Genomic DNA, 5241 nt, shown 5'->3' with positions numbered 1-5241 from the left:
AATGTGCTTCAACTGACTTTTTCAGTATAATATCAATGATGAATGGCAGTAGCAAACTGTTCCATCAAGCGAGAATTTGAGTTATCCTCCAACACGTTTCCAGTTACAATAAATGAAGCTCCGGCAGCTACTAGGCGAGCAGCAGTTTCCGGCGTGTGAATTCCCCCACCCACGATCACGGGTATATTGGTATTGCGGCACACTGCTTTAACCATTTCAGGTGATACGGAGTATTTGGCACCACTGCCAGCTTCCAGGTAAATAAATTTGAAACCCAGATATTCAGCGGCCAGGGCGTGCGCGACAGCTATTTCAGCCTTATCTCTGGGAATTGGTTGGGAACCGCTGATGAACTCAGCTGTGGTAACCCGACCACTCTCGATCAACATATAAGCAGTAGAAATTGCCTCCAGACCCAATTCACGAACAATGGGGGCAGCTGTTACTTGATCCCCAATTAAGAATTGGGGATTACGACCGCTAACAACTGAAAGAAAAAATAGCGCATCAACATGAGGGGTCAATTGATTTACATTGCCAGGAAACAAGATTACGGGAAGTGTTGCCACTTGCTGAATACGTTTCATCTTGGCCTGGGTACCATTCCCCATAATGAGTGAACTACCAACCATGATCCCATCTGCACCAGAGCTGTTAATCTGTTCAATAAATATTTCAACCTGATCCAAGTCCCAGCGGTCGGGATCAACCAGAACTAAGTATCCAGCTCCCCTGGTTGCTTGTATTTTCCGAAGTTGTTGGTAAACACTCAAACCTTAACCCCCGATAGAAATTCAACAAACTGATCCATTTCACCCTTACTTCGTTTTTCAGTAACAGCGACAAGCAGTTTACGCGTTGCTCCAACTTCAAATTGATTTAAGCTAACACCTGCAAAAAAGCCTGCTTTTGTGGCTAACTTGACCACAGCATCTGCTGAGCCAGGAACTTCAACTACAAATTCATTAAAGAAATGCTTCGTGCTGACTGAATACCCATCTATTGCGCGAATCGCATCAGCCAAATAGTGGGCTTTCCTGGTACACAGTTCAGCTACTTTCCTTAAGCCATTCTTACCCAGGGTAGCCATATAGACACAAGCAGCCAGAGCATTCAATCCCTGATTCGTACAAATATTTGAAGTAGCTTTTTCGCGTCGGATATCCTGCTCACGAGTTCGTAACACCATTACAAATGCTGACTTCCCATTTGAATCAATACTTTTACCAGCAATACGTCCGGGAACTTTTCTGATCAGGGGTGTCTTCACAGCTAAAAAGCCCAGGTAGGGACCTCCAAAACTTAGATGGTTTCCCAAAGACTGCCCCTCACCTACAACGATATCGACTCCTTGATTACCTGGTGCTGCCAGCAAGTTCAAGCTAATAGGATTTACTACAGCTATTAGTAGCGTCTTCTTATCGTTGATACAGGACTTTATGGCTGCCAAATCTTCCAGCCCACCATAGAGATTTGGATTTTGGATCACAACCGCGGCAACTGTTGTATCAAGTCTTGAGGTCAGATCATCAAGATCAGTGACCCCTTCAGCTAAATCAACAAACTCAAATTCCAGACCCTGGTGGTGAGCATAAGTAACAGCCACATCCACATAAATCGGGTTGACACTTTTTGAGATCAGGATTTTTTTCCGTCTAGAATGCCGCACAGCCAACAAACAGGCTTCGGCCATGGCGCTGGCCCCATCATACATAGATGAATTGGCCAGGTCCATTCCGGTTAACTCACAGATCATGGATTGATACTCATACATGGCCTGTAAGGTACCCTGGGACACTTCAGCCTGATAAGGTGTGTAGGCAGTATAAAACTCTGAGCGACTGATCAGGACATCCACAACATGTGGAATAAAGTGGTCGTAAGATCCGGCACCCAGAAACGAAACATGAGAGGCTGTACTACCATCTTCCATCAGAATGGTTTGGACATCCCGTTTATGTTCTATCTCTGATTTGGCGGCCGGTAGTGGAAGATCCCCTGAATAACGCAAAGCTTCAGGTATACTATTGAGCAGTTCTTCAAATGAGGCAATGCCCACCTCATTCAACATTTTTAATTGCTCTGCTTCGGTATTTGGTATGTACTGGTGCATTTTGCTCCCGCTAGGAAATACTGGCTGTATAGTCCTCAGCACTCATATAATCATTCAGTTCAGAGACATCTGAGATCTTCACTTTGATGATCCAACCCTGGCCATAGGCATCCTGATTGATCAATTCTGAAGCATCATCCAAAGCTTCGTTCACTGCTTCTATGCTACCACTTACAGGCAATATGACATCGGCCACAGTTTTTACAGCCTCAATGGTTGCAGCAACATCCCCTTTGGCAAATTCATCTCCCACATCCGGTAATTCAACAAAAACCACATCACCTAATTCACCTTGAGCATAGTCCGTGACCCCGATAGTGGCAATATCACCTTCCACTCGGATCCATTCATGATCACTGGTATATTTTAAATTTGCAGGCACATTCATGTTTGATCTCCTCGATCAGCTAAAATTGTTATTTACTCAAAAAATCGCTTGATGTATTTCTGAATAGCATAATTCCCGCCAAAGTTGTGATTTAATACGGGATAAACCGTGCGATTTCAGGCCACTATTTTCCATCATTATTCACGATTTGGATCATATTGAAATGATTCCAGAAAGTGGGTGTCAAAATTTCCGCTGCGTACTTTCTCGTTCTCAAGTAACTGGATGTGGAAAGGGATGGTCGTCTTGGGACCCTCTATAATGAATTCTTTCAGAGCACCCAACATACGTTCGATAGCTTCCTTACGGTCACGCCCATGAACCACCAATTTCGCCAGCATTGAATCATAGTGAGGCGGAATCTGATACCCGCCATAAATATGACTATCAATCCGAATTCCTTTCCCACCGGGAAAATGGACATTTTTGATGAGCAGGGGTGAAGGACGGAAATTTTTGGACGGATCCTCTGCATTGATACGACATTCAATTGAATGTCCCCTTAATTGCAAATTTCCCAGCCAGGCCGGTAGTTTTTCACCAGCATGACAAGCGATTTGTTCTTTCACGAGATCAATACCGGTCACTTCCTCAGTAACGGTATGTTCTACTTGAATTCTGGTGTTCATTTCCATAAAGTAGAATTTACCATGTTTATCCAATAAAAATTCAATGGTTCCGGCACCCACGTAGTTGACTCGTTTGGCACCTGCGACAGCTGCTTCACCCATCTGCCGGCGTAATGCTTCTGACACAACAGCTGAAGGAGACTCCTCCATTAGTTTCTGATGTCGCCGTTGAATTGAACATTCTCTTTCACCCAGAGAGTAGATATTTCCATGAGAATCACCTAAAAGCTGCACTTCAATATGGCGGGGATTCTCAATATATTTTTCCAGATATAAGTCACCATTGCCAAACGCTGTTGCCGATTCAGCCTGAGCCATGCCATAAAACATGGCAACATCCTCTGACCGGTAAACTACACGCATCCCGCGGCCACCACCCCCGGCTGTTGCTTTCAGGATCACGGGATAGCCCATCTCATCGGCCATCTCTCGAGCTTCGGCAATTGAGCCAAGAATGCCTTGACTACCCGGGATAACCGGTACACCAGCGGCCTTCATCGTTTCCTTGGCAGAGGCTTTGTCACCCATAGCGTTGATCATGGCACCATCAGGCCCAATGAATTCAAGCTTATGCTTCTTACACATATCGGCAAAATCAGCACTCTCAGCTAAAAAACCATATCCAGGATGAATGGCATCAGCGTTAGTAACCCCTGCTGCTGTCAGGACCGCTTGGGTATTCAGATAACTCTGAGCAGAAGGTCCGGGGCCAATACAGACTGCTTCATCAGCGAACTTGGTATGAAGAGAGAGTTCATCTGCCTCTGAGTAAACGGCTACACTTTTTACACCCATTTCACGGCATGCCCGAATAATCCGGAGGGCTATTTCACCACGATTAGCAATTAGAATCTTTTTAAACATAAAGGATCGGATCAGGGGTCAATGAGGAAGAGTGTTTGACCATATTCAACGGGTTGAGCATTGTCGATCTGAATATCCAGAATGACTCCGGACATTTCTGCTTCAACTTCGTTCATGATCTTCATGGCCTCGATGATGCATAAGGTATCACCTTTTCTGACATGATCTCCAACTTTTACGAAGGGATCCACATCTGGTGAAGGAGACCTGTAAAAGGTACCAACCATGGGCGATTTAAAGGCAACACCATGAAGCAAGCTCTCCTCTTCTGGAGTCGCTGCTTTTGGATCAGCCGGTGCGGCTGCCTGAGAATTGATATCATCCCCAACAGAGTTCTGGACAACAATATTTCCAGCCGAGCGAGAGACCCGGATCTTTTTACCCCAAGTGGAAAATTCGATCTCAGACAGACCGGACTTTTCCAATAGTGCAATCAGTTGTTCTATATCTTTGGTGTTCAATATTTTCTCCTAAGTCCTGACGCGTTCCAGATAGTCACCAGTACGCGTATCAACTTTGACTTTATCTCCGATATTGAGAAAGAGAGGCACAGTTACTTTAAGTCCGGTTTCCAGGAAAGCTGGCTTTGAGCCACCTGTAGCTGTGTCTCCACGTAAACCGGGATCAGTTTCCGTGATCTCCAGGATTACGTGTGCCGGTATCTCGACATCAACCGGTGTGGTGTCTCTAAACAATACTTTGATACTATCATTTTCTTTTAAGAAATCTTTAACCGATGCCATCAGTTCTCTATCAATAGGAATTTGCTCATAAGTTTCATTATCCATGACATGATAATGGCTCTCATCAGCGTAGAGAAAGGTCATTTCATTGGCCAGTAATTTAACATTGTCGATTTTTTCGCCAGAACGAAAGGTTTGATCTATGACCTGACCACCGGGAATCTTCTTAAGTTTTGTTCTGACAAAGGCATTACCCTTGCCTGGCTTAACATGAAGAAATTCAACAACTTTCCAAAGATTTCCGCTAAACTCTATTACCAAATTGTTTTTAATATCTGATGTGCTACCCATATTTGATGTCCCACTCTCTTTCTTAAGTGGCGCGAAGTTAACCGGAGGCTGAAATCATGGCAAACTTTTTATCCTGAATAGTCCAAAGTCCAAAGTCCAAAGTCAAAAGTCAAAAGTCCAAAGTCCAAAGTCCAAAGTCCAAAGTCCAAAGTCAAAAGTCTGAAGTCTGAAGGTCTTGGAGTCAAGGGGCAGATCAAGATGTGACCATTAGGA

The 5241-nt window shown here is 44.4% G+C and carries 6 protein-coding genes; all 6 read right to left on the bottom strand.

The window, feature by feature from the left end; genetic code table 11:
• Positions 1–32: 32 nt before the first annotated feature.
• Positions 33–773: a geranylgeranylglyceryl/heptaprenylglyceryl phosphate synthase gene (locus U9Q77_00945; protein ID MEA3285928.1), complete on the bottom strand. Its 741-nt coding sequence runs from the start codon at positions 771–773 to the stop codon at positions 33–35.
• A complete protein-coding gene (gene gcvPA / locus U9Q77_00940) occupies positions 770–2113 on the bottom strand; it encodes an aminomethyl-transferring glycine dehydrogenase subunit GcvPA (GenBank protein ID MEA3285927.1) in 1344 nt (447 codons plus the stop codon). Before gcvPA ends, U9Q77_00945 begins: the two co-directional genes overlap by 4 nt.
• A 10-nt stretch (positions 2114–2123) precedes the next feature.
• Positions 2124–2501 (bottom strand): glycine cleavage system protein GcvH, encoded by a 378-nt coding sequence (gene gcvH / locus U9Q77_00935; GenBank protein MEA3285926.1) that lies wholly within the window; start codon positions 2499–2501, stop codon positions 2124–2126.
• A 137-nt stretch (positions 2502–2638) separates the two neighbouring features.
• Positions 2639–3994: an acetyl-CoA carboxylase biotin carboxylase subunit gene (gene accC, locus U9Q77_00930; GenBank protein ID MEA3285925.1), complete on the bottom strand. Its 1356-nt coding sequence runs from the start codon at positions 3992–3994 to the stop codon at positions 2639–2641.
• Positions 3995–4005: 11 nt separating this feature from the next.
• On the bottom strand, positions 4006–4455 hold the full coding sequence (accB, locus tag U9Q77_00925) for an acetyl-CoA carboxylase biotin carboxyl carrier protein (GenBank protein ID MEA3285924.1): 450 nt from the start codon (positions 4453–4455) through the stop codon (positions 4006–4008).
• A 9-nt stretch (positions 4456–4464) separates the two neighbouring features.
• Positions 4465–5028, bottom strand: coding sequence for an elongation factor P (gene efp / locus U9Q77_00920; protein ID MEA3285923.1), 564 nt, complete (start codon positions 5026–5028; stop codon positions 4465–4467).
• Positions 5029–5241: the final 213 nt, after the last annotated feature.

This window comes from Candidatus Neomarinimicrobiota bacterium, assembly GCA_034716895.1.
In the GTDB taxonomy this organism is placed as follows: Bacteria; Fidelibacterota; UBA8477; order UBA8477; family JABMPR01; genus JABMPR01.
Note: the sequence above shows the minus strand (reverse complement) of the source record. Positions and strands in the feature narration are given on the sequence as shown.